22 protein-coding genes are annotated in these 22,605 nt (G+C 77.4%); 3 read left to right on the top strand and 19 right to left on the bottom strand.

Going from position 1 to position 22,605, the window contains the following annotated elements; all coding sequences use genetic code 11:
* Positions 1 to 36: 36 nt before the first annotated feature.
* The 4 genes from ACK586_RS01500 to ACK586_RS01485 form a co-directional block, all read right to left on the bottom strand.
* Positions 37 to 1,779: an ABC transporter ATP-binding protein gene (locus ACK586_RS01500; protein WP_409328693.1), complete on the bottom strand. Its 1,743-nt coding sequence runs from the start codon at positions 1,777 to 1,779 to the stop codon at positions 37 to 39.
* Positions 1,780 to 1,859: 80 nt separating this feature from the next.
* Positions 1,860 to 3,485 carry an ABC transporter transmembrane domain-containing protein gene (locus ACK586_RS01495; protein ID WP_409328692.1) on the bottom strand — a complete coding sequence of 542 codons (1,626 nt, stop codon included), beginning with the start codon at positions 3,483 to 3,485 and terminating at the stop codon, positions 1,860 to 1,862.
* 122 nt (positions 3,486 to 3,607) lie between these two features.
* Positions 3,608 to 5,302 (bottom strand): 2-succinyl-5-enolpyruvyl-6-hydroxy-3-cyclohexene-1-carboxylic-acid synthase, encoded by a 1,695-nt coding sequence (menD, locus tag ACK586_RS01490; protein WP_409328691.1) that lies wholly within the window; start codon positions 5,300 to 5,302, stop codon positions 3,608 to 3,610.
* Positions 5,299 to 6,249: an o-succinylbenzoate synthase gene (locus tag ACK586_RS01485; protein ID WP_409328690.1), complete on the bottom strand. Its 951-nt coding sequence runs from the start codon at positions 6,247 to 6,249 to the stop codon at positions 5,299 to 5,301. The genes menD and ACK586_RS01485 overlap by 4 nt, the downstream gene beginning before the upstream one ends.
* A 92-nt stretch (positions 6,250 to 6,341) precedes the next feature.
* On the opposite strand from ACK586_RS01485, the gene menE reads away from it, so the two are divergent.
* Positions 6,342 to 7,469: an o-succinylbenzoate--CoA ligase gene (gene menE, locus ACK586_RS01480; protein WP_409328689.1), complete on the top strand. Its 1,128-nt coding sequence runs from the start codon at positions 6,342 to 6,344 to the stop codon at positions 7,467 to 7,469.
* Positions 7,469 to 8,338: a 1,4-dihydroxy-2-naphthoate polyprenyltransferase gene (locus tag ACK586_RS01475; protein ID WP_409328688.1), complete on the top strand. Its 870-nt coding sequence runs from the start codon at positions 7,469 to 7,471 to the stop codon at positions 8,336 to 8,338. The genes menE and ACK586_RS01475 overlap by 1 nt, the downstream gene beginning before the upstream one ends.
* 62 nt (positions 8,339 to 8,400) lie before the next feature.
* Here ACK586_RS01475 and ACK586_RS01470 read toward each other — a convergent pair whose 3' ends face one another.
* Together ACK586_RS01470 and ACK586_RS01465 are read right to left on the bottom strand one after the other, a co-directional pair.
* Positions 8,401 to 8,739, bottom strand: a complete 339-nt coding sequence (locus ACK586_RS01470; protein WP_409328687.1) for a DUF4229 domain-containing protein — start codon at positions 8,737 to 8,739, stop codon at positions 8,401 to 8,403.
* A complete protein-coding gene (locus tag ACK586_RS01465; protein ID WP_425330348.1) occupies positions 8,732 to 9,160 on the bottom strand; it encodes an Lrp/AsnC family transcriptional regulator in 429 nt (142 codons plus the stop codon). Before ACK586_RS01465 ends, ACK586_RS01470 begins: the two co-directional genes overlap by 8 nt.
* A 111-nt stretch (positions 9,161 to 9,271) precedes the next feature.
* Here ACK586_RS01465 and ACK586_RS01460 point away from each other — a divergent pair, with 111 nt between their 5' ends.
* Positions 9,272 to 9,496 carry a hypothetical protein gene (locus ACK586_RS01460; protein WP_409328686.1) on the top strand — a complete coding sequence of 75 codons (225 nt, stop codon included), beginning with the start codon at positions 9,272 to 9,274 and terminating at the stop codon, positions 9,494 to 9,496.
* A gap of 70 nt (positions 9,497 to 9,566) precedes the next feature.
* Here the strand turns inward: ACK586_RS01460 and ACK586_RS01455 are convergent, their stop codons facing one another.
* The 13 genes from ACK586_RS01455 to ACK586_RS01395 form a co-directional block, all read right to left on the bottom strand.
* Positions 9,567 to 9,869 (bottom strand): hypothetical protein, encoded by a 303-nt coding sequence (locus ACK586_RS01455; RefSeq protein WP_409328685.1) that lies wholly within the window; start codon positions 9,867 to 9,869, stop codon positions 9,567 to 9,569.
* A 133-nt stretch (positions 9,870 to 10,002) separates the two neighbouring features.
* Positions 10,003 to 10,983 carry a c-type cytochrome biogenesis protein CcsB gene (ccsB, locus tag ACK586_RS01450; RefSeq protein ID WP_409328684.1) on the bottom strand — a complete coding sequence of 327 codons (981 nt, stop codon included), beginning with the start codon at positions 10,981 to 10,983 and terminating at the stop codon, positions 10,003 to 10,005.
* Positions 10,980 to 12,650: a cytochrome c biogenesis protein ResB gene (resB, locus tag ACK586_RS01445; protein WP_409328683.1), complete on the bottom strand. Its 1,671-nt coding sequence runs from the start codon at positions 12,648 to 12,650 to the stop codon at positions 10,980 to 10,982. The genes ccsB and resB overlap by 4 nt, the downstream gene beginning before the upstream one ends.
* A 73-nt stretch (positions 12,651 to 12,723) precedes the next feature.
* Positions 12,724 to 13,584, bottom strand: a complete 861-nt coding sequence (locus ACK586_RS01440) for a cytochrome c biogenesis CcdA family protein (protein ID WP_409328682.1) — start codon at positions 13,582 to 13,584, stop codon at positions 12,724 to 12,726.
* A gap of 1 nt (position 13,585) precedes the next feature.
* On the bottom strand, positions 13,586 to 14,164 hold the full coding sequence (locus tag ACK586_RS01435) for a TlpA family protein disulfide reductase (protein WP_409328681.1): 579 nt from the start codon (positions 14,162 to 14,164) through the stop codon (positions 13,586 to 13,588).
* A complete protein-coding gene (locus ACK586_RS01430) occupies positions 14,161 to 14,808 on the bottom strand; it encodes a histidine phosphatase family protein (protein WP_409328680.1) in 648 nt (215 codons plus the stop codon). Before ACK586_RS01430 ends, ACK586_RS01435 begins: the two co-directional genes overlap by 4 nt.
* A complete protein-coding gene (gene hemL, locus ACK586_RS01425; protein ID WP_409328679.1) occupies positions 14,808 to 16,187 on the bottom strand; it encodes a glutamate-1-semialdehyde 2,1-aminomutase in 1,380 nt (459 codons plus the stop codon). The genes ACK586_RS01430 and hemL overlap by 1 nt, the downstream gene beginning before the upstream one ends.
* Complete coding sequence (locus tag ACK586_RS01420) at positions 16,184 to 16,738, bottom strand: hypothetical protein (protein WP_409328678.1); 555 nt, start codon at positions 16,736 to 16,738, stop codon at positions 16,184 to 16,186. The genes hemL and ACK586_RS01420 overlap by 4 nt, the downstream gene beginning before the upstream one ends.
* Before the next feature lie 20 nt (positions 16,739 to 16,758).
* Positions 16,759 to 17,757: a porphobilinogen synthase gene (gene hemB, locus ACK586_RS01415; protein ID WP_409328677.1), complete on the bottom strand. Its 999-nt coding sequence runs from the start codon at positions 17,755 to 17,757 to the stop codon at positions 16,759 to 16,761.
* Positions 17,754 to 19,295: a uroporphyrinogen-III synthase gene (locus tag ACK586_RS01410; protein WP_409328676.1), complete on the bottom strand. Its 1,542-nt coding sequence runs from the start codon at positions 19,293 to 19,295 to the stop codon at positions 17,754 to 17,756. Before ACK586_RS01410 ends, hemB begins: the two co-directional genes overlap by 4 nt.
* 94 nt (positions 19,296 to 19,389) lie before the next feature.
* Positions 19,390 to 20,343 carry a hydroxymethylbilane synthase gene (gene hemC / locus ACK586_RS01405; protein ID WP_409328675.1) on the bottom strand — a complete coding sequence of 318 codons (954 nt, stop codon included), beginning with the start codon at positions 20,341 to 20,343 and terminating at the stop codon, positions 19,390 to 19,392.
* Positions 20,340 to 21,704 carry a glutamyl-tRNA reductase gene (locus tag ACK586_RS01400; protein ID WP_409328674.1) on the bottom strand — a complete coding sequence of 455 codons (1,365 nt, stop codon included), beginning with the start codon at positions 21,702 to 21,704 and terminating at the stop codon, positions 20,340 to 20,342. The genes hemC and ACK586_RS01400 overlap by 4 nt, the downstream gene beginning before the upstream one ends.
* Entirely contained in the window at positions 21,701 to 22,399 is a 699-nt protein-coding gene (locus ACK586_RS01395; protein ID WP_409328673.1) for a redox-sensing transcriptional repressor Rex, read from the bottom strand. The genes ACK586_RS01400 and ACK586_RS01395 overlap by 4 nt, the downstream gene beginning before the upstream one ends.
* Positions 22,400 to 22,605: the final 206 nt, after the last annotated feature.

Genomic DNA, 22,605 nt, shown 5'->3' with positions numbered 1-22,605 from the left:
TCGACGCGACCGCCGCGCGCCGGGCCTGCGCACCGGTCAGCGGCCTTGCCAGGCCGCCCACAGCGCCGCGTAGCGGCCGCCGGCGGCGACCAGGTCGGCGTGGCCGCCCTCCTCCACCACCCGGCCGCCGTCCAGGACCACGACCCGGTCGGCCCGCACCGCCTGGGTGAGCCGGTGCGCGACGACCAGCGTCGTGCGGCCGGCCGTCGCCGCGAACGCGGCCTCCTCGAGGTCCCGGGCGCCGGCGCTGCCCGCCTCGGCCGTCGCCTCGTCGAGCACCGCCACCGGCGGGTCGGCGAGGGCGAGCCGGGCCAGGGCCAGCTGCTGGGCCTGAGCCGGGGTCAGCGCGGTGCCGCCCTCGCCGACCCGGGTCGCCGTCCCCTGCGGCAGCGCGGCCACCCACCGGGCGCCGACCAGCGCCAGCGCGGCGTCGACCTCGGCGTCGGAGGCGTCGGGGCGGGCGAGGCGGACGTCGTCGGCCAGCGGTCCGGCGAAGACGTGCACCTCCTGGCTGACCAGCGCCACGTGGTCGCGTAGCCCCCGGCCGGGCAGCCCCCGGGCCGGGACGCCGTCGAGGAGCACCTCGCCCTCCGTCGGCTCCAGCGCGCCGGCGAGCACCGCGGCCAGGGTGGTCTTGCCGGCTCCGCTCGCGCCGACCAGCGCGACCCGCTCGCCGGGCGCGATCCGCAGGTCGACGTCGGTGAGGACGGCCGGCCCGTCGCCGTAACGGTGACCGATGCCGCGCAGCTCCACGGCCGGCCGGACCGGCCCGGCCGGGCGCCGGGGCGCGGCGACGGTGTCGGGGAGGTCCACCACGCCGACCAGCCGGACCAGCGCCGCGCCGGCCGCCTGCACCTCGTCGAAGGTGAACAGCAGGATCCCCAGCGGGGCGAACAACCGGTGGAACAGCAGCGCGGCCGTCGTCACCTCGCCGACCGTGCCCACGTCCCAGCGGACCATCAGGAACCCGACGCCGAGGACGGCGGCCAGCCCGAAGAACTCCGAGCGGTTCGTCCGCCACCCGAAGTCGGTGTACAGCCGGAAGACGCCCACCGCGACGTCGCGCGCGGCGGCCGACCGGCGGGCGACCTCCGCGGCGTGGGGGGCGCTGCGGGCGTAGGCCCGGATCGTGTCCGCGCCGTGCACCGCGCCGATCAGGCCGTCGGCCCGCTCGCCGATCGCCACGCGCTCGCGGGCGTACATCGGCGCCGACCGCGGCAGGTACCACCGCAGCGCCAGGGCGTAGCTGGGCAGGGCCAGCAGCCCGGCCACCGCCAGCCGCCAGTCGAGCACGCCGAGGCCGAGGACGGTGAGCACGACGGCGAGCCCGGCGCCGATGACCTCGGGCAGGCCCGTCGTCACCGACTGGCTGACCCGGGCGACGTCGTCGCCGACGCGGGCGAGCAGGTCGCCGGGGCGCACGCGGTCCAGCACCGCGGTGTGCAGGTGCAGGACGCGGGCCACGACGGCCTCGCGCAGGCGGGCCAGCAGGGACTCCCCCAGCCGGCTGATGGCCACGGCCGACGCCCCGACCAGGACCGCGCCGAGCACCGCCGCGGCGGCCAGCGCGATCAGGTACCCCCCGATGGAGCCGCCCTCGGACACGGCGTCGACGAGCCGCCCGAGCACGACGGGAGCGGCCAGCCCGGAGGCCGCGGCGGCGAGGGCGAGCACGACGGCGGCGACGACGTGCAGCGGCCGGTCGGCGGCGTACCGGCCGACGACCCGCGCCGCCCGCCGCCCGGTCGCGGTGGGCAGCAGGCCGCCGTTCCCGGGCACCGTGCCGGCTCCCGTCCCGGCTCGCGTCCCGGCCTCCGCCCCGGCGGCTGCGGACGGAAGGTCCTCCGTCGCCTCCGCGGTCACCGGAGCACCGCCGTCCGGTAGGCGTCGGCGGCCGAGAGCTGGGCGTGCGTGCCGGCGGCGGCGACCCGGCCGCCCTCGAGCAGCAGGACCCGGTCGCACCGGCCCAGCAGCGCCGGGCTGCTGGTCACCAGGACCGTCGTCCGCCCGCGGCGCAGCCCGGCCACCCCGGCAGCGATGGCCTCCTCGGTGACCGCGTCGACCGCGGTGGTCGGGTCGTGCAGCACCAGCACCGGCGGGGCCAGCAGCAGCGCCCGGGCGAGGGCGACCCGCTGGCGCTGCCCTCCGGAGAGGCTGCGCCCCCGGTCGGCCACGGCCCGGTCGGCCCCGTCGGGATGGCCGGTGAGGACGTCGTCGGCGGCGGCCGCGTGCACCGCCGCCAGGAACCGGTCGTCGCCGGCGGCGCCGTCGGGGTCCACCGCCGTGCGCACGGTCCCCTCGAACAGCACCACCGCGTGCGGCTCGACGAGGACGGCGCGGCGGACGGCCGCCGGGTCGAGGTCGCCGACGTCCAGCCCGTCGACGAGGACCTCCCCGCGGACGTCCCCGGCGGGGAGCCGGCCGGCGAGCAGGGCCACCAGCGCCTCGGCGTCGCGGGGATCGGGAGCCACGACGCCGACCAGCTCCCCCGGCGCGACCGACAGCGACAGGCCCTCCAGCGGGCCGGCCGTGACGGCGCGCAGCTCCAGCCGGCCCTCGCCTGCCGGGGCGCGGCCTCCCCCGCCCGCCGTGAGCACCGGCCGGGCCAGCACGGCGGCGATGCGGGCCGCCGACGCCCGCGCCTCGGCGTACTTCTGGCCGGCGAAGCCGAGCAGGCCCACCGGCTCGGCGAGGAACTGCGCGAGGCCGACGACGGTGACCAGCTCCCCCACGCTGAGCTGGCCGTCGAAGGCCAGGGCACCGGCCACGCCGGCGACCGCGGTGAGGAACAGGCCGCTGCCCAGCGTGGTGACCCCGCGGTACACCCCCACCGCCCGGGCCGCGTGCATCGTCGAGGCCAGCGCGGCCCGGCTGGTGCGCCGGTACCGCTCGGTCGCCGCGTCCTCGGCGCCGACGCCGCGCAGCGCCCGCACCCCCTGCACGAGGTCGGTGGCCATGCCCGCGGTCCGCGCGACGTCCTCCTGCTGGGCGCTGGTGCGGCGGGTGAGCAGCGGTGCGAGCAGCTGCAGGGCGCCCACCAGCAGCGGGGCGCCCAGCAGCACGCCCAGCCCCAGCGGGACGTGCACGAGCAGGAGGGACACCGCGGCGACGACCAGGGCGGTCGCCCCGGCCACGACCACGGACGCCGCCTCGATGACGCGCCCCACCCGGTCGGCGTCGGACGTCGCCGTGGACAGCAGCTCCCCGGTCGGTGGCGGATCGGCCAGCCCCCGCGGATCGAGCACCCGCTCGGTGACCTCGACCCGCAGCAGGTGCGTCTCCTCCCACCAGGCGGCGACCACGGCCCGGGCGCCGAAGCGGTAGGCCTGGGACAGGACCACGAAGAGCAGGCCGGTGCCCAGCAGCGCCACGACCAGCGCGGGCACCTCGCCGGTGGCGACGGCGCGGTCGATCGTCAGGCCGATCGCCACCGGGACCAGCGCCTCGCAGGCCTGGTGCAGCGACAGCAGCAGGATCGCGGCCACCAGCCGGCGCGGGTGCCGCCGCAGGGCCCGCCGAAGCAGGGTGCGCGTCGTCGGAGGCAGTGCTCCTCCTCCGGACGGCGGGCTGACGGGCCAGGGCAGCCTAACCTGCACGATCCAGCCGGTTACCCCAGCGCCGCGGCGGCCGCCTCCCGCAGCCGGACGGCGAGGTCTGCCTCGGCCCGCTGGTCGGTGCGGACGACGAGCACCCGCCGGCCGCCCCCACCGAGCGCGGCGGACAGCTCCGCGGTGTCCCGGACCTCCTCGGCCGGCCAGCCCAGCGCCCGGGCGACGGCGACGAGGTCGCGGCCGTGCGGGGTGCCGAACAGCCGGTCGTAGTCCTCGGCGTGCTGCGGTCGCCCGGGCTCGAGCTGGGCGAAGATGCCGCCGCCGCCGTTGTCGGGGACGACGACGGTGAGGTCGGGCGCCGGCTCGCCCTGGCCGAGCAGCAGGCCGGTGAGGTCGTGCAGGAACGTGAGGTCCCCCATCAGCGCCACGGCCGGGCCGCCACCGGCCCGCCGGTGGGCCAGCGCGGCGCCCACCGCGGTGGAGATCGTGCCGTCGATCCCGGCCACGCCGCGGTTGGCCAGGACGGTCACGTCGGGCCGCGGCACGGCCAGCCGGTCGACGTCGCGGACCGGCGTGGACGAGCCGAGCACGAGCAGGGCGCCCCGCGGCAGCGCCGCGACCAGGTCGCGGGCCAGCCGGGCCGCGGTCAGCTCCGGCATCGCGTCCAGGAGGGCGTCCACCGCGACCTCCACCCGGCCGGCGGCCGCCCGCCAGGTGTCCGCCCAGCCGGCGTCCACCCGGGCCTCCGGGCCGGTACCGGCGAACAGGCGGGCCACGCGGGCGGCCAACCGCCCGGCATCGGCCCACCGCGGGACGGCGCTGACGGTCTCCACGGTGACGGCGGGATCGGCGAGGAGCGCCGACACGGGGCGCGAGAGCGTCGGCCGGCCCACCACGAGCACCCGCTCGGGTCGGTGCGCGGCGAGCCACTCCGCGGACCCGAGGAGCAGGACGCCGCCGCGCACGCCACCGCGCACCCCCCAGAAGGCGCTGCCGGGCTCGGCCACGACCGGCCAGGCGGAGCCCTCGGTGAGGCCGGGAGCGGCGTGCCCGGGTCCGTCCCCGGCGATGACCAGCGTCCGCGGCGGGAGGTCGTGGGCGGCCGCGGCCCAGCCGGCCGACGGCTCGGCCACCGTCCACGGCCCCCCACCGGGCCGCCCGGCCCAGGGCGCGGACAGCTCACCGGGCGGGCCGTCGGGCAGCAGCGGGTCGCGCAGCGCCAGGTTCAGCTGCACCGGGCCCGGGTCGCCCGACAGCACCCCGCCGGCGACGGCGAGCGCCCGGGCCACCAGCGACCGCCAGTAGCGGTTCTGCGCCGCCTCGCGGCCCTCCTCCGGCACGCCGACGTCGACCGCCCAGCGCACCGCCCGCCCGTAGAGCCCCGGCTGCTCGATCGTCTGGTTGGCGCCGGTGCCGCGCAGCTCGGGTGGGCGGTCGGCGGTCAGCGCGAGCAGCGGCACCCCGCTCGCGTCGGCCTCCAGGACCGCCGCGTGCAGGTGCGCGGTCGCCGTCCCCGACGTGGTGAGCACCGGCACCGGCCGTCCGGAGGCCTTCGCCAGCCCGAGGGCCAGGAAGGCCGCCGTCCGCTCGTCGATCCGCACGTGCAGGGTGAGCCGGCCCGACCGCTCGGCCGCGGCCAGCGCCAGGGCGACCGGGGCCGACCGGGACCCGGGCGACAGGACGGCGTCGGTCACCCCGCCGCGGACCAGCTCGTCGACCAGGACGGTGGCCAGGGCGGTGGAGGGGTTCACGCGGTGGCCTCCTGCAGGCGCGCCCGCCAGCGGGCGTCGACGTCGGCGGGGGCGGCCAGCGCGCCGCGCCGGTCGGGGTCGACGGCCCGCACGGGCAGCTCGCCGCCGACCGGCAGCAGGGGGTCGGCGGCGACGTCGCCGGCGAGCAGCGCGACGGTCGCCAGCCCGCAGGCGAAGGGCAGCTCGGGCAGGGCCGCGGCCAGCGCGACACCGGCGGCGATGCCGACCGAGCTCTCCAGCGCCGAGGACACCACGCACGGCAGGCCGTGCGCGCCGGCGATCTCGAGCGCCGCCCGCACGCCGCCCAGCGGCTGCACCTTGAGGACGACGACGTCGGCGGCCTCGCGCAGGTCCACCCGCAGCGGGTCGGCCGAGCGGCGCACCCCCTCGTCGACGGCGACGCGGACGTCGATCCGGCGGCGCAGCGCCGCCAGCTCCGGCAGCGTGGCGCACGGCTGCTCGACGTACTCCAGGCCCCCCGCGGCCGCGTCGAGGTCGCGGATCCGCGCGGCGGCGGTGTCGGTGTCCCAGGCGGCGTTGGCGTCGACCCGCACCGCGCCGGCGGGTCCGAGCGCGGCCCGCACCGCCTCGACCCGCGCGCGGTCGTCGGCCGCCGTCTGCCCCGGCTCGGCGACCTTGACCTTGGCGGTGCGGCAGCCGGAGGCGGCGACGATCGCGTGCGCGCGCTCCGGGCCGACGGCGGGGACGGTCACGTTGACCGGGACGGCGTCGCGGACCCGGGCGGGCCAGCCCTCGACGGCGGCCTCGCGGGCGGCGGCCCACCACCGGCGGCTCTCCGCGGCGCCGTAGTCCCAGAACGGGCTGAACTCGCCCCAGCCGGCGGGGCCGTGCACGAGCACCCCGTCGCGGACGTCGATCCCGCGGAACCGGGTGCGCAGCGGGACCGAGTAGACGGCGACGGCGTCGATCCCCGCCGCGTCCGCCACAGAAAGGACCCCCCTGCCCCCCACCACTCGCCAGCTCGCAGCGGGACCCTACAGGGGGGCCGCGACGGACCCGTCATCTAGCGTGAACCGCCGTGGCCCGGCACCTCACCCTCGTGCCCGCGCCCGGCGACCCCCTGGCGCTGCTGGAACCGCTGCGCGCCTGCCTGGCCGGTGGCGCACCGCTGGCCGTGCTGCCCGCGGGGCCACCGGCCGCGGTGCAGCGCGCCCGCTCGGTGCTGCGGCCCGAGGAGCCCCTGGAGGACGGTGCCGACCTCGTCGTCGTCACCTCCGGCTCCACCGGCGACGGCCGCGCCGTCCTGCTGCCGGCCGCCGCGCTGCGCGCCTCGTCCGCCGCGACGCACGAGCGGCTCGGCGGCCCGGGCGCGTGGCTGCTGGCGCTGCCGGTGTCGGCGATCGCCGGCCTGCAGGTGCTGGGCCGCTCGCTGCTGGCCGGCACGGACCCGACCGTGCTCGGCCCCGGCGAGGCCCTGGCCGCCGCGGTCGCCCGGATGCCGGCCGGCCGCCGCTACGCCTCGCTGGTGCCGACGCAGCTGCGGAGGTACCTCGCGGCCGAGCCCGCGGCGCTGCAGGCGCTGGACGCGGTGCTCGTCGGCGGCGCGGCGACCGATCCCGGGCTGCTGGCCCGGGCGCGCGAGGCCGGCGTCGCGGTGGTGACGACGTACGGGATGACCGAGACCGCGGGCGGGTGCGTGTACGACGGCGTGCCGCTGGACGGCGTCGCGGTGCGGGTCGACGGGGACGGGATCGCGCTGGCCGGGCCGGTGCTGGCGCTGGGCTACCGCGCCGACCCGGCGGCCACGGCCGAGGCGTTCGCGGCCGGCTGGTTCCGCACCCGTGACGCCGGGGAGCTCGTGGACGGCGTCCTGACCGTGCACGGCCGGCTGGACGACGTCGTCGTCACCGGCGGGGTCAACGTCGCGCCGCAGGCGGTCGAGAGCGTGCTGCGCGAGCACCCGGCCGTCGCCGACGCCGTGGTCTTCGGCCGGCCCGACGTGGAGTGGGGCCAGCGGGTGGTCGCCGCCGTCGTCGCGGCGCCGGGCGCCGACCCCGACCTCGAGGTCCTGCGCCCCTGGGTGGCGCAGCGGCTGGGGCCGCCCGCCGCGCCGCGGGAGCTGCACCGCATCCCCGCCGTCCCCGCGCTGCACACGGGCAAACCCGACCGCCGCGCCGTCGCGGCGTCGCTGATGGGCGCCGCCTGATGGCCACGCCCGCGCAGTGGGTGGCCGGTGCCCGGCCCCGGACGCTGCCGGCGGCCGTCGCCCCGGTGCTGGTCGGCACCGGCGCCGCGGCCGCGCTCGACGGGTTCCGGCTCGGCCCCGCGCTGCTCGCCCTGCTGGTCGCGCTGGCCCTGCAGGTGGCGGTCAACTACGCCAACGACTACTCCGACGGCCGCCGCGGCACCGACGCCGACCGGGTCGGCCCGATGCGGCTGGTCGGCTCCGGCGCGGCCACCCCCCGCCAGGTGCTCACCGCCGCGCTGGCCGCCTTCGCCGTCGCCGGGGTGGCCGGGCTGGTGCTGGCGGCGCTGTCGAGCTGGTGGCTGGTCGCCGTCGGCGCGGTGTGCATCGCGGCCGCCTGGACCTACACCGGCGGCCCGCTCCCCTACGGGTACCGGGCGCTGGGCGAGGTGTTCGTCTTCGTCTTCTTCGGCCTGGTCGCCGTCGCCGGCACGACGTTCGTCCAGACCCGCGCCGTGGAGGGGCTGGCGCTGGCGGCCGCCGTCCCGGTCGGGTTGCTCTCGGTGGCCCTGCTGGTGGTGAACAACCTGCGCGACATCGCCGGGGACGCCGCCGTGGGCAAGCGGACGCTCGCGGTGCTGCTCGGCGAGCGGGGGACCCGGCTGGCGTTCGCCGGCCTGCTGGCGGTCGCCTTCGCCGTCGTCGTCGCGATCGGGGCAGCCCGTCCGTGGGCGCTGCTCGCGCTGCTGGCCGGCCCGCTGGCGGTGCCGCCGGCCCGGCTGGTGCTGTCCGGGGCGCGCGGGCCGGCGCTCGTCGCGGGCCTGCAGTCGACGGGCCTGCTGACCCTGGCCACCGGCGTCCTGCTCGGTGCGGGGCTCGCCCTCAGCTGACGAAGGGCGCCGGACGGCCGAACAGCCGGCCCCGCCGGTACCGGCCCTCGGGATCGAGGGTCTCAGACGTCGTCGTCGGCGTCGCCGGACAGCCGCGCGCGCAGGTCCTCCTTCGCGGCGCGTCGGGCGACACCCCGCGCCGCGAGGGCCTCGGTGAGCCGCTCGCGGACGCCGCGCAGCAGGAAGTGCGCCGCGGGCATCGACAGCAGCAGGCCGAACAGCAGCGCCGGGAAACCGGGGAGCCCGGCCACCCAGATCAGCGCGACGAGGGCGACGGTGATGAGCAGCCGGCCCAGGGTGTAGAGCACCAGCGGCGGCGCCACCCGTGGGGGCGTCGCCGGCCCGCCCGTCGGGGACCCGGGGGTCGCCGGGTCGGTCGTCCGGTCCGTCGGCTCAGCCATGCCGGCCCTCCCACTTCGTCGAGAGCACCACCGTGGTCCGGGTGCGTGCGACTCCTCTGATCCGGTTCAACGCGCTGATGGCCGCCTCGAGTGCCGGGATGTCGGCCACACGGACCTTCAGCACGTACCCCTCGCTGCCGGCCACCCGCCAGCAGTCCTCGACCTCGGGCATGGCGGCCAGCGCCGCCTCCACGCCGGTCTCGTCGACGGAGTCGCTCTCGATGACGCTGATCAGGGCCGTGACGTCGAGCCCCACGGCCATGGGGTCGACGACCGCCCGGTAGCCGGTGATGACACCGGCGGCCTCCAGCTTGCCGACCCGCTCGTGCACCGCGGGCGCCGAGAGACCCACCTGGCGGGCCAGCTCCGCGTAGCTCGCCCGCCCGTTGGCCTGCAGCAGTTCGATGAGCCTTCGGTCCACCGCGTCGATGACGTCCTCCGTCCGGACGGGGATCGGACGCTCCGTCCCCACCCCCGAGTATCGCCACGGACGTACCCTCGTCCCACGGGGGGAGACGGAGAGGTGGCGCCCGTGGTGTTCCTGGTGTTCCTGGTGGTGGCGATCGCGGTGGTCGTGCTGGTCATGCGTGCGGCGGAGAAGTCCGGCACGGCGGGGGGTGCCGGCCTGGGCGCTCCGCGCCCGCAGCGCCGGCCCCGGCCCCCGCGCAGCACGCGTCCGGTCGCGCCCGACGACGACCCCGAGTTCCTCCGCGAGCTGGAGCGTCGCGCCCGCCGCGACGACGGCTCGCCGGCCTGAGCGGCCGGCGGCCCGCCTCCGCGGCGGGCCGGGCTGCCCGCCCGCCCCTGCCCCGTCTGCGGGTGGCGGGCTAGGCGGCGCGGCCGCCGAAGAGGCGCCGCCACCCGCGGGGGCGCACGGACTCCGGCGCCGCGGCCGGCTCGGCGGCCGGCTGCGTGGCCGGCTCGTCGGTGATCGAACCCGGCCAGCCCACCGGTGAGCCGCCCGGGGCGTCGTCGTCCCGGCCGGGCCAGCCGACCGGCGTCGGACGCCGCTCCTCGCCGTCACGGGCGTGCCGCGGACCGGTGACCGCCGGTCCGCGCCGGGCGAGCGCCGCAGCGACCACCGGGTCGGCGTCCGCGCCCGCCGCTGCTGCATGCCTACCCACGGTCATCAGCCCCGTCGCCGTCCATGGCTGCATCCCAGCACGGACGGGGCGTTCCCGTCACTCGCCGACGTCCCCCGTCCGGGTCCGGTCACCCGGAGTGACCACCGCTGCCGCTCCGGGGAGCGGCCGGGCCGGCGGCTCAGGAGACGCCGGCGTAGCTGTGCAGGCCGGTGGACACCATGTTGACGTAGAGCAGGTTGAAGATCATGACGCCCAGCCCGACCACGTTGACCCACGCGGCCGGCCGGCCGCGCCAGCCGGCCGTGGTCCGGGCGTGCAGGTAGGCGGCGTAGACGACCCACGCGATGAAGGCCCAGGTCTCCTTGGGGTCCCAGCCCCAGAAGCGGCCCCAGGCGCTCTCGGCCCAGATGGCGCCGGCGATCACCGCGAAGGTCCAGATCGGGAACCCGAAGACCGCGGTGCGGTGGGCCACCCGGTCCAGCGCGGCGGACGAGGGCAGGCGGTCGAGCAGGCCACCACCGGGGGCCGTGCCGTCGGCGACGCGGGCATCGTGGCGGGCCCGGAGCAGGTACATGACGCTGGCGATCCCGCTCACGAAGAAGACGCCGAAGCCCAGGATCGCCGTGGAGACGTGCACGGCCAGCCAGCTCGAGCGCAGCGAGGCCACCAGCGGCCCGGCCTCGGCGTAGAGGAACAGGCCGATCCCGACCATGGAGAGCACGACCGGGACGAGGACGAAGACGCCGAGGTGGCGCAGCGCGGGCCGCCGCAGCGCCAGGACGACGAAGGCGACGACGGCCACGAGGACGACGCCGGTCGCGAACTCGTACATGTTGCCCCACGGCAGCCGGTCGGTGGCCAGGCCGCGGAACAGCAGGACGCCGCCCTGGGCCAGCGCGCCCAGCACCGTGAGGACCATGCCGGCCAGCCCGTAGCGGCGGACGCTCGCCGGCTCGGCGGGCGCGTCGCCTCCCGCCGGCGCGGGCGGGACACCACCGGCACCGGCACCGGCACCGGCACCGACCAGCTCGCGCCGGGCGGCGGGGCGGCGGCCGAAGGCCAGCTGCGCGCAGAAGGCCACGACGGCCAGCGAGTACAGGCCGACGCTGATCGAGAACAGCGTGTCGGACAGGTCGGCCAGGGTGGTGTCGACGGTCACGGGGTGGGGACCTCCGGGTCCGGGCGAGCCCCGCCGGCCGGCGGGGCGGTGCGTGCGGGTGCGCGGGCGGCCAGCGCCGCCCGCAGGTCGTCGGCCAGCACGGCGAAGCGCTCGGTGCCCTCTCCGCCGCCCCGCGTGAGCGAGCCGATGGTCAGCACGGTACCGCTGCCCCCGGCGGCCGGGCCGACGCGGGCGAAGACCCGCTCCCGGCGCAGCAGGAGCATGGCGAGCAGCCCCACCAGGACGGCGATGGCGGCCACGAGCACCCCCACCTGCCCCGGGTCGTGCGACAGCTGCAGGGCGGCGAACTGCCGGTAGCCGGTGAAGGTGATCGCCGTGCCGTCGGGCAGCGTCAGCGTCTCGCCGACGGCCAGGTTCGCCGAGCCGACGCGCTCCAGGGCGCCGCGGTCGATCTGCTCCTGCTCGATGGCGTACACCGACTGGGGCCGGCCGCTGTCCAGCCCCAGGTAGCCCTGGTAGGCCACGACCGCCACCCGCGGCTCCAGCGGGCGCGGGTCGACGCTGGCCAGGATGCCGTCCCGCACGACCCCGGTCGGCGCGAAGAAGCCCTGGATGGCCAGCTGCGACTCGGCGTCGGCGCCCAGGTCGGGCAGCTTCAGCGCGCCCTCGCTGCCCATCGTCGCCTGGTCGGTGGGCAGGAACGGTGCGGAGACGTCCTCGAAGGTCCGGCCGTTGGCCGTCACCGTGAACGTCGGCGAGTAGCCGTGGCCGGTCAGGTACACCCGCGCGCCGTCCACGCGCAGCGGGTCGTTGACGCCGATGGTCCGCTCCGCGGCCTGCGCCCCCGGTGCGCCGTAGGCGATGTCGGCGGTGAACGAGGAGGCGGTCAGGTCCTCCTCGTACTCGGCGCGGAAGTCCGCGAGGTCGACGCACAGCGGGGCGAGGTCCCCGCCCTCGACCAGCGGACCGGCGGAGTAGGTGTCGTACTGCTGGAAGGCGTTGCAGAACCCCTGGCCCTCGGTGACCAGGATGCTGCCCTCGTAGCCCCAGAGCTTCCCGCCGGCCAGCGCCACCAGCAGGGCCACCAGGGAGAGGTGGAACAGCAGGTTCCCGGCCTCCTTGAGGTACCCCTTCTCCGCGGAGAGCTCGTCGCCGCGGGACCCGGCGGGATCGGCAGAGCCGGCAGCGGTCGAGCGCCGGACGACGCGGTAGCGGCGCACCCGCAGCTCCTCCTCGACGACGTCGAGGGGGTCCGGGCCGCCGGACGGGATCTCCAGCCGCGCGGAGTCCGGCAGCCGCAGCAGGTTGCGCGGCGCGGCCGGCGGCGGGGTGCGCAGCGCACGGGCGTGCTCCACCGCGCGGGGCAGCACGCAGCCGATGAGCGAGACGAACAGGAGCAGGTAGATCGCGGCGAACCACGGGGAGCTGAAGACGTCGAACAGGTACAGCCGGTCCAGCACCGGCGCGAGCGTCGGGTGGTCGGCGAAGTACCGGGCGACGGCGGTCTGCGACAGCGAGCGCTGCGGCAGCAAGGATCCGGGGATCGCCGCCAGCGCGAGCAGGAACAGCAGGATGATCGCCGTCCGCATGGCGGTCAGCCGGCGCCACCAGCGCAGCCACAGGTTCCAGACGCGCCGGCCGGCGGAGGGCCGGGCCGGCGGCGGTGGCGGGGTGGCGGCCTGCCGGGGCGGGGCGGTGGTCGTCACGTCAGTCCTCGCCGGCGCTCGTCCTGGCCGTTCCGACCCGTGCTGTGCCCGCGCTGTGGTCTCGCGAGCTCGCTCACAGCGTCGTCCCGATCCCGGTGGTGGCCGCCCAGGAGCGCAGCCAGCCCATCATCTCGGCCCACGCGCCGGTGACCAGCAGGAGACCGACGAGCACGAGCAGCCCGCCGCCCACCCGGGTGACGGCGCGCGCGTGCCGGCGCAGGAACGTGGTGGCACCCAGCGCCCAGCGCGCGCCGAGCGCGACCAGCACGAAGGGCACGCCGAGGCCCAGGCAGTACGCCACCGACAGGAACGCGCCGCGGCCGGCGGTGCCCTCCGCGTAGGCGAGGCTGAGGACGGCGCCCAGCGTCGGCCCCAGGCACGGCGTCCACCCCAGGCCGAAGACGACGCCGAGCAGCGGCGCGCCGACCAGCCCGGTCGCGGGCCGCAGCGACAGCCGCTTGGTGCGCTGCAGCAGCGGCAGCCAGCCGAGGAACCCCAGGCCCACCACGATGACGACGACGCCCATCACCCGGGTGATGACGTCGTCGTGGACGAGCAGCAGCCGCCCCAGCGAGCCGGCCGCGGTGCCGAGCGCGACGAAGACCGCGGTGAAGCCCAGCACGAACAGCAGCGAGCCCAGCACCATCTGCCGGCGGCCGGTCCGCTGGTCGGCCGCCGCGACCGTCGCCGTGGCCGTCGCCGTCCCCGCCGCCGCCGTCCCCGTCGTCCCCGTACTGGTCGTCCCGCCGCCGGCGGGCCGGTCACCGTCCGCCGTCCGACCGGTGCCGGCCAGGCCGGCGACGTAGGACAGGTAGCCGGGCACGAGCGGGAGCACGCAGGGCGAGGCGAAGCTGATCAGCCCGACCAGCGCCGCGACGGCCGCGGCGACCAGGAGCGGGCCGTCGGTGACCAGGCCGCTGAAGGTCTCTCCCACGTCAGCCCTCCTCGAGCAGCCGGTCGAGCGTGGCGCGCAGGTCCTCCTGCGAGACCTGGCTGGTGTAGACGGCGGCGACCCGGTAGTCCCGGTCGAGCACGATCGTGGACGGGACGGCGTTGGCGGGGTAGTTCCGGAACGCCAGGGCGACCTCGCCGCGGGGGTCGTACACCGACGGGAACTCGATGCCGTTGGAGTCGACGAACGCCTCGGCGAACTGCGGGTCGGTCTCCTTGACGTTCAGCCCGACGAACTCCACCCCGTCGTCGCGCACCTCGGCGTAGACCTGCTGGAACTCCGGCGTCTCGACCCGGCACGGCGCGCACCAGCTGCCCCAGAAGTTGAGGACGGCGATGTCCCCGGTCAGGTCCGCGGAGTCGAAGTCGCCGCCGCCGAGCAGCTGCCCGGCGAACTCGGGCGCGGTCGCCCGCTCGTCCTCGGGGATGACCTCGCCGGCCGGGGTGCCCGCGACGAAGCGGAACTCGCCGCCGTTGTTGACGTCCACCGCCGACCCCTCGCCGGTGGTGCAGCCGGCGGCGAGCAGGGCGGCGCCCCCGAGGGCCGCGAGGAGCTTCCTCATGCGCCGGGCACCGCGTCGGGGTCGGTGGCGCCGGCCGGCTCGGCGTAGGTGACACCGGCGACCCGGTCGTCGGTGTAGGTCACCGACGTGACGCTGGCCAGCGCGCACTCGCGGCGCCGCGGGTCGTGCACGTACCGGCGCCCCTCCAGGTGCAGCCGCAGCGTCCAGATCGGCAGCTGGTGGCTGACGCAGACCGCGGCCGAGCCGCGGGCGGCGTCCCGCGCCGCCTCGACCGCGCGCAGCATGCGGGCGGCGATCTCCACGTACGGCTCGCCCCAGGACGGCCGGAACGGGTTGCGCAGCTTCCACCAGTGCCGCGGGTCGCGCAGCGCGCCGTCGCCCACGGCCACCCGCAGCCCCTCGAAGTCGCTGGCGGCCTCGATCAGCCGCTCGTCGGTGGCGACCGGCAGGCCGAGGGCCTCGGCGATCGGCGCCGCGGTCTGCTGGGCGCGCTCGAGCGGGCTGGACACCAGGTACGTGACGACCGGGTCGGCGGCGACGCCGGTGAACCAGCGGGCGGCGCTGCCGGCCATCTCCTCGCCGGCCGTCGACAGCCGGTAGCCGGGCAGCCGCCCGTAGAGCACCTTGGCGGGGTTGTGCACCTCGCCGTGGCGCAGCAGGTGGACGACGGTGGTCTCGGGCATCAGGTGCTGACCTCGCTCGGGTCCTGGCCGGTCACCCGCGGTGCGCCCTCCGGGGTGGCCTCGGCGGCCGCCTGGGCCGCGGCCGGCAGCGCGTCGAGGACGCGCTGCACCGCGTCGTCGTCCAGCGCGGCGCTGACGAACCAGGCCTCGAACGCCGAGGGCGGCAGGTAGACGCCGCGGCTGAGCATGGCGTGGAAGAAGGCGGTGTAGCGGAAGGTCTCCTGGCTGCGGGCGTCGTCGAAGTCGCGCACCTGGCGGTCGTCGGGGACGAAGAAGACCGAGAACATCGACCCGGCCTGCTGGATGCGGTGCGGCACGCCGGCGGCGAAGAGGGCGGCGCTGGCCGCGCCGCGCAGGGTCACGGCCACCTCGTCGCAGCGGGCGTAGACCTCGTCGGTGCACAGCCGCAGCGTGGTGAGCCCGGCCGCCACGGCGACCGGGTTCCCCGACAGCGTGCCGGCCTGGTAGACCGGCCCGGACGGCGCCAGCTGCGCCATCAGGTCGGCCCGGCCGCCGAACGCCGCCGCCGGCAGCCCGCCCCCCATGACCTTGCCGAAGGTGAACAGGTCGGCGTCGACCGGGTCGAGGCCGTACCAGCCGGAGCGCGACACCCGGAAGCCGGTCATCACCTCGTCGAGGACCAGCAGCGCGCCGTGCTCGGCGGTGATGCGCCGCAGCTGGGCGTTGAACCCGTCCAGCGGCGGGACGACGCCCATGTTCCCCGGCGACGCCTCGCTGATCACGCAGGCGATGTCGGCCCCGCGCTCGGCGAAGACCGCCTCGACGGCGGCGACGTCGTTGTAGGGCAGGACGACGGTGTCGGCGGCCGCGCCGGTGGTGACGCCGGGGGTGTCGGGCAGGCCGAGGGTGGCCACGCCGGAGCCGGCCGACGCCAGCAGCGCGTCGACGTGGCCGTGGTAGCAGCCGGCGAACTTCACGACCAGCCGGCGGCCGGTCGCGCCCCGGGCCAGCCGGATCGCCGACAGGACCGCCTCGGTACCGGAGTTGACCAGCCGCACCCGCTCGACCGGCGGCATCCGGCCGATGATCTCCTCGGCCAGCTCCAGCTCGCCGGCGGTGGGGGCGCCGAAGGAGGTGCCGCGACGGGCGGCGGCGGTGACCGCCTCGACGACCGCCGGGTGGGCGTGGCCCAGGATCAGCGGTCCCCAGGAGGCCACCAGGTCGACGTAGCGGCGGCCGTCGGCGTCGGTGAGCCAGGGGCCCTGGCCCTCGGCCATGAACCGCGGGGTGCCGCCGACCGCCCGGAAGGCGCGGACCGGGCTGTTCACGCCGCCGGGGGTCACGTGCTGCCCGCGGGCGAACAGCTCGGCGGAGACCGGGGCCTCGTACGGATAGCGGAAGGCGTCCAGCGAGGTCACGGCCCCAGTGTCCCCTCCCCGCGGGGGTCACCGGGTGAGGGCCCCGTCTCACCGGCCTCCGGCGCCGCCGCCAGCAGGGCGCGGGTCAGCGCGCCGGGGTCCCGCGTGGGCACGAGGACGGTCCGCCCGTCGGCGAGCCGCAGCGGCAGGCCGGTGCGTCCCCGCGGCAGCGTCCAGCCGCCACCGAGCACGGGCGCCCCGGCGTCCACCCCCGCCTCGCCCTCCCGGACGGCGCGCAGGTGGGCGGTGTCGACCTCGGTCAGCGGCACCCGCTCCCGGCCCACGCGCAGCGCCGGCTGCCCGGCCGGCCCGTCGGCGCCGTCGTCGGTGAGCCCGACCCGCACGGTCCACACCCGGCGGGCCGACAGCGCCCCGGCGGCGACGACCCCGAGGACGGCGACGACGCACAGCGCCCACACCGGCGGCGGCACGTCCGGGCCGGGCAGCACGACGTCCATGACGACGAGGGCACCGAGAGCCGCGGCGATCAGCCAGAACGGCCGCCACGAGCCGCCGGCCTCGACGTAGTCCGTCCGCTCGACGTCGTCCATGTCCCCGGGCGCGCCCTCGCTCAGCGGCGCAGCAGGCGGGCGGCCTCGACCGCCCAGTAGGTCAGCACCGATCCGGCGCCGGCCCGGCGGATCGCGGTGAGCGTCTCGAGGATCGCCCGGTCGCGGTCCACCCAGCCGTTGGCCGCGGCCGCCTCGACCATCGCGTACTCGCCGCTGACCTGGTAGGCGCTCACCGGCACCCGGACCTCGTCGGCGACCCGGGCGATGACGTCCAGGTAGGCCAGCGCCGGCTTGACCATCACCGCGTCGGCGCCCTCGGCGAGGTCCTGCTCGACCTCCCGCAGCGCCTCGTCGGCGTTGGGTGGGTCCATCTGGTAGGTCGACCGGTCGCCGAACTGCGGAGCGCCCTCGGCGGCCTCGCGGAACGGGCCGTAGAAGCAGGAGGCGTACTTGGCCGCGTAGGCCAGCACCGGCAGCTCGGGGAACCCGCTGCCGTCCAGCGCCCGGCGGATCGCGGCGACCTGCCCGTCCATCATCCCGCTGGGGGCGATCACGTGGGCTCCGGCCTGGGCCTGCGCGACCGCCACCGCGGCGTACCGGTCCAGGGTCGGGTCGTTGTCCACGATGCCCGCAGGCGTGACCACGCCGCAGTGCCCGTGGTCGGTGTACTCGCACAGGCACAGGTCCGCCATGAGCACCAGCTCGTCGCCGAGGTCGGCCCGCAACTGCTGCAGCGCCTGGTTGACCACGCCGTCGGCGGCGTCGGCCTGCGAGCCCACCGGGTCCTTGCCGGCGGGGATCCCGAACAGGATCAGCCCGCTGATGCCGGCCTCGGCGGCCTCGTGCGCGGCCTTGCGCAGCGAGTCCTGGGTGTGCTGGACCACGCCGGGCATGGAGCCGATCGGCTGCGGCTCGGCGATGCCCTCCTTGACGAACACCGGCAGCACGAGGTCGGCCGGCGACAGCCGGGTCTGCGCCGTCAGCCGCCGCAGCGCGGGCGTCGACCGCAACCGGCGCCCGCGGGCGAAGCCAGGGTTCGCCCCCCCGGCGGCGCTCACTTCGGGTCGCCTTCCTCCCGGCGCGCCGCGGCGAACGCGGCCAGCGCGTCGACCAGCGGGGCGACGGCGGCGGTCTCCGGCTGGACGTCGACCCGCAGGCCGAACTCCTGGGCGGTGGCGGCGGTCTGCGGCCCGATCACCGCGACGACCGTCTTCGCGTGCGGCTTCCCGGCGATGCCGACCAGGTTGCGCACCGTGCTCGACGAGGTGAAGCACACCGCGTCGAAGCCGCCGCCCTTGATCGCCTCGCGGACCGCCGCCGGCGGCGGGGCCGCCCGGACGGTGCGGTAGGCGGTGACGTCGTCGATCTCCCAGCCGCGCTCCTTGAGGCCGGCGGCGAGGGTCTCGGTGGCGATGTCGGCCCGCGGCAGCAGCACCCGGTCGATCGGGTCGAGGACGTCGTCGTACTCGGGGAAGTCGGCCAGCAGGCCCTCGCTGGACTGCTCCCCGGTCGGCACGAGCTCGGGCACGATCCCGAAGTCCCGCACCGCGGCCGCGGTCTGCTCGCCGACGCAGGCGACCTTCACCCCGGCGAACGCGCGGGCGTCCAGACCGAGCTCGGTGAACTTCTCCCGGACCGCTTTCACCGCGTTGACCGAGGTGAACACGATCCAGCCGTACCGGCCGGTGACCAGGCCCTTGATCGCACGGTCCATCTGCGCCGGGCTGCGCGGCGGCTCGACGGCGATGGTGGGCACCTCCACCGGCACCGCACCGTAGGCCCGCAGCCGGTCGCTCATGTCGCCGGCCTGGTCCTTGGTGCGCGGCACCAGCACCCGCCAGCCGAACAGCGGCCGGCTCTCCCACCAGGAGAGCTTGCCGCGCTTGTCGACGACGGCCCCGACCGTGGCCACGACGGCGCCGGTCAGCGCGTCGAGGCCGGCGATCTTCTCGGCGACCGCGCCCAGCTTGGCCGCCACGCTCTTCTGGTCGGTGGTCGAGCCGGCGGTGGTGACGACGACGGGCGTGCCGGCGGGCAGGCCGCCCTCGACCAGCCGGGCGGCGGCGTCGGGCAGGTCCGCGGCGTCCCCGGTGAGGACCAGGGGGGCGCCCAGGCCGTGCGCGGCCGAGGCGAGCGCCGGCAGGTCGGCACCACCGCGGAGGTCCGCGGTCAGGCTGGTGCCGCCGAGGGCGACGCCGGCGAACGCCGGGACGGCGGTGACCGCCGCGACGCCGGGGACGACGTCGAAGGGCACGGAGGTGCGGCCGACGGCGAGCACCTCCTTGATCACCGCGTCGGAGGTGAAGGGGTCACCGGCGACGAGGCGGACGACGGTGTCGCCCTTCTTCGCCGCGGCGACCGCGGCCCGGGCCACCTCGTCCGGCTCGCCGGTCGCGGTCGCCGGCTCCAGGTCGGGCCGGCTCTCGCGGACCGCGGCCGTGACGGCGGGGGCGACCCCGGGGTCGACGACGAGGGCGTCGGCCTCGGCGAGCGCCGCCGTGGCGCGGGCGGTCAGCATCCCGGGGTCGCCCGGGCCGGCGCCGACGAAGACGACCGTGCCGGCCGCCCCGCCGCTCCTGCTGCGGAAGCGCGTCATCGCGTGCTCCTGTTCTGTCCCTCGGGGAGGGCGTCGTGTTCGGGGTTCGGGGGCCGGGCCGCGGGGCCCGGCGTGGGGAGGGTCGGGGAAGCGGTCACCTCGAGGCGGCCATGAGCTCGGCCGCACCGCGGTCGAGCAGGTCGGCGGCGAGCTCGTGGCCCAGCCGCGCGGCGTCCTCGGCCTGCCCGGTGACCGAGCCGCGGACGCCGTCGCTGCCGTCCAGCGCGGTCACCGAGGCGCGCAGGAAGAGCTCGGGGCCGTCCTCGCCCTCGGCGACCTCGGCGTAGGCCGCGACCGGGGCGCTGCACCCGGCCTCCAGCGCCGCCAGCGTCGTCCGCTCGGCGAGCACGCAGGCCCGCGTGACGGCGTCGTCGAGCGCGGCGAGGACCGTGCGGGTCGACGCGTCGTCGGCCCGGCACTCGACGGCCAGCGCACCCTGCGCGGGCGCGGGGAGCACCTGCAGCGGGTCGAGGGTCTCGGTGATCGCGTCGAGCCGGCCCAGCCGGGCGAGCCCGGCGCGGGCGAGGACGACGGCGTCCAGGTCCCCGCCTTCGCCCGTCCGCCCGGCGACCCGGGCCATCCGGGTGTCCACGTTGCCGCGGATCGGGACGACGTCGAGGCCCAGGCCGAGCGCGCGCAGCTGGGCGACCCGCCGCGGGGCGCCGGTGCCCACGCGGGCGCCGGCCGGCAGCTCGCCGAGGGTCAGGCCGTCGCGGGCGACGAGCGCGTCGCGCGGGTCCTCCCGCAGCGGCACCGCCGCGATGGCCAGGCCCGGCTCCGCCGCGGTCGGCAGGTCCTTGTAGCTGTGCACCGCGAGGTCCACCGTGCCGGCGGCCAGCGCCTCGCGCAGCGCCGCCACGAACACCCCGGTGCCGCCGAGCTGGCTGATCGCCGCGCGGTTGCGGTCGCCCTCGGTGCTGATGGGCACGAGCTCCACGGGGACGCCGCTGGCCGCGGTGATGGCGTCGGCGACGGTCTGCGACTGGGTGGTCGCCAGCAGGCTGGCGCGGGTGCCCAGCCGCAGGGTCGCCACCGTCGTGCCGGTCATGCCGGACCGCCCGGGCGCAGGTCGTCGGGATCGACGGTGACGGCCTCGGCCAGCCGCGGCCCCGCGGCCGGCACGTCGGCGTCGATGCCGAGCCCGAACAGCGCCCGCAACGCGTCGGCGTAGTCGACCCCGCCGGGGGTGCTGGCCAGCTCCTTGACCCGCACGGTGGGCTCGTGCAGCAGCTTGTCGACCACGCGGCGGACCGTGCGGGCGATCTCCGATCGGGCGCGGGCGTCGAGGTCGGGCAGCCGGGTGGACAGCCGCAGGAGCTCGGCGTCGACCACCTCGGCGGCCTGGCTGCGCAGCGCCGACACCGTCGGTGCGACCGCGGCGGCCTGCCGTTCGGCCCGCAGCAGGGCGGTCTCGGCCTCGATCAGCGCGTGCGCGGCGGCGATGTCGTCGGCGGCGACCGCCCCGGCCAGCGAGGTGTCGTGCGCGGCGGTGCGCTCGCCCTGCAGCAGAGCCAGATCGACGACGTGCACGCCGGGCAGGCCGGCGACGGCCGGGTCCACGTCGCGCGGCAGCGCGAGGTCGACGACGGCCAGCGGCCGGTCGGGGCGGGCGAGCATCGCCGCGCCGACGGCCTCGCTGCCCACGACGAGGCCGGAGGCGCCGGTGCACGTGACGAGCACGTCGGCCCCGGCGATGGCGGCGGGCAGGTCCGCCATCTCGGCGGTCGCGCCGTCGACGGCGGCGGCCAGCCGGGCCGCGTGCTCCGGGGTGCGGCTGGCGACGGTCACCAGGGCGCCGCGCCGCGACAGCGTGGTCGCGGCCAGCGCGCCCATGGAGCCCGCGCCGACGACGAGCACCGGACGGCCGGCCAGCGGCCCGATCCGCTGCTCGGCGTGGTCGAGGGAGACCGACACCAGCGACGCCCCGGCGCGGTCGATGCCGGTCTCGGAGTGCACCCGCTTGCCGACCCGCAGGGCGTGCTGGGCGACCGGGTGCAGCGCACGGCCCACGGTGCCCTGCTCGCGGGCCAGCGCGTAGGCGTGGCGCAGCTGGCCGAGCACCTGCGTCTCGCCCACGACCATGGAGTCCAGGCCGGCGGCGACGGTGAACAGGTGCGCGACCGCCTGGTCCTCGTAGTGCACGGTGACGTACGGCGAGAGCTCCTCGACGGTGGCGCCGGCCTGGCGGGCCAGCACCCGGCTGACCTCGGTGACGCCGCCGTGGAAGCGGTCGACCTCGGCGAAGACCTCGACCCGGTTGCAGGTGGCCAGCACGATGGCCTCGCTGACGTGGTCGGTGCCCACCAGCTCCTCGAGCGCCTTCACCGTGTCGTCGGCGCCCATGGCGAACTGCTCGAGGAGGGAGACCGGTGCGGTCTGGTGGCTGATGCCGACGGCGAGCAGGCTCATGCGGTCCCCCCCAGGGCCGGGACGGCGGCGCGCCGGCGGTCGGTCCCGGCGGGGCCGTCGGTGTCGCGGCCCGAGTCGAGGAAGGCGAGGACCTGCAGCTCGACGGACAGGTCGACCTGCCGGACGTCGACGTCCGGGGGAGCGGCGAGCGTCACCGGTGCGAAGTTCAAGATGCTCCTCACCCCGGCCGCGGTCAGCCGGTCGCAGACCGACTGCGCCACCTCGGCCGGTGTCGCGATGACCCCGATCGTCGCGCGGGTCGCGACCACCACCTCGTCCAGCTCGTCGACGGGGCGCACGGTGCGGCCACCGATCACCTGGCCGATCCGGTCCGGAGAGCTGTCGAACAGGCCGACGAACTCGAACCCCCGGCTGCCGAACCCGGCGTAGTCGGCCAGCGCCGAACCGAGGTTGCCCAGGCCGACGAGCACGCAGGCGCGCGACCGCTCGACGCCCAGCACGCGGGCGATCCGGTCGCGCAGACCCTCGACGTCGTAACCAACGCCGCGCACGCCGCACGGGCCGAGGTGGGAGAGGTCCTTGCGCAGCCCGGCTGGGTTCACCCCGGCGGCGCCGGCCAGCTCACCAGAGGAGACGCTGCCGCGGCCGCCGTCGGCCAGCCCGGTGAGCACCCGGAGGTACACGGCCAGGCGGGCCACGGTGGCCTCCGGGATCCGGGGCCTCGACGGGTTCACGGGACGGTCTCCACAGCGGGCGCGCCGTCCGCCCGGCGGCTGACCGGGGAGCGACGACATCGGGAACCGGACGCAGACGCCGTCCGGCGCCGCCCACGTTAACCGCTTGTGAACGCAGGAACAAAGTCGCTGCGCAGCGGCCGTGCCGCCGGGCAGCGCGGATGCGTCTCCCTGTGGTGAGGACCATACCAAGGACCTCCTCGCCC

This window comes from Trujillonella humicola, assembly GCF_046233715.1.
Lineage (GTDB): Bacteria > Actinomycetota > Actinomycetes > Mycobacteriales > Geodermatophilaceae > Trujillonella > Trujillonella humicola.
The sequence above is the reverse complement of the archived record's forward strand: the minus strand, read 5'-3'. Positions and strand labels throughout refer to the sequence as shown.

Excerpts from the sequence above, each read along its gene's own strand:
- ACK586_RS01475 (WP_409328688.1), top strand. The coding sequence starts at position 7,469 with ATGGCCACGCCCGCGCAGTGGGTGGCCGGTGCCCGGCCCCGGACGCTG.
- ACK586_RS01470 (WP_409328687.1), bottom strand. The coding sequence starts at position 8,739 with ATGGCTGAGCCGACGGACCGGACGACCGACCCGGCGACCCCCGGGTCC.
- ACK586_RS01455 (WP_409328685.1), bottom strand. The coding sequence starts at position 9,869 with ATGACCGTGGGTAGGCATGCAGCAGCGGCGGGCGCGGACGCCGACCCG.
- ACK586_RS01435 (WP_409328681.1), bottom strand. The coding sequence starts at position 14,164 with ATGAGGAAGCTCCTCGCGGCCCTCGGGGGCGCCGCCCTGCTCGCCGCC.
- ACK586_RS01430 (WP_409328680.1), bottom strand. The coding sequence starts at position 14,808 with ATGCCCGAGACCACCGTCGTCCACCTGCTGCGCCACGGCGAGGTGCAC.
- ACK586_RS01420 (WP_409328678.1), bottom strand. The coding sequence starts at position 16,738 with ATGGACGACGTCGAGCGGACGGACTACGTCGAGGCCGGCGGCTCGTGG.
- ACK586_RS01410 (WP_409328676.1), bottom strand. The coding sequence starts at position 19,295 with ATGACGCGCTTCCGCAGCAGGAGCGGCGGGGCGGCCGGCACGGTCGTC.
- hemC (WP_409328675.1), bottom strand. The coding sequence starts at position 20,343 with ATGACCGGCACGACGGTGGCGACCCTGCGGCTGGGCACCCGCGCCAGC.
- ACK586_RS01400 (WP_409328674.1), bottom strand. The coding sequence starts at position 21,704 with ATGAGCCTGCTCGCCGTCGGCATCAGCCACCAGACCGCACCGGTCTCC.